Annotated in this window: 1 pseudogene; it reads left to right on the top strand. The window is 42.3% G+C overall.

What is annotated here, in order from left to right:
* Window positions 1–494 (top strand): annotated as a pseudogene (locus KNQ97_RS19160) (phage tail protein); the annotation flags it as partial.

Below are 494 nucleotides of genomic sequence, written 5' to 3'. Positions count from 1 at the left end.
CGTCTGACTCCGAACTCATCTTCTGAATATATCAGCGACAAGATGTATATTGCAGCTGTTACAGAAGTGATCGATGCGAAATTACGTTACCCAAACACAGCATTATTGGGCCTTCAGTATGATGCTGAGACCTTTGGAAACGTTGCTAAAGTTGCAATGGATGCGAAGGGGAGAATCCTAAAAGTCCCTACAAATTATAATCCGGTTACACGTCAGTATGTTGGAATGTGGGACGGTACTTTCAAAGAGGCATATTCTAATAACCCGGCTTGGATCTATTACGATATATGCACCGTAGACCGTTATGCTTTGGGTGACCGATTAACTCCACTCATGGTTGATAAGTGGTCTTTATATCGCTTAGCTCAATATTGTGATGAGCTGGTACCAGATGGCTTAGGTGGAGAAGAACCACGCTTTACTTGTAACGTTTATCTTCAGAGCGCAGAAGGTGCATTTGAGATTTTAACTAAGTTAGCTGGTGTATTTCGTGC

The organism is Acinetobacter sp. UC24323 (assembly GCF_024151445.1).
Taxonomy (GTDB): domain Bacteria; phylum Pseudomonadota; class Gammaproteobacteria; order Pseudomonadales; family Moraxellaceae; genus Acinetobacter; species Acinetobacter baumannii.
This window is presented reverse-complemented; position numbering and strand designations above follow the sequence as displayed.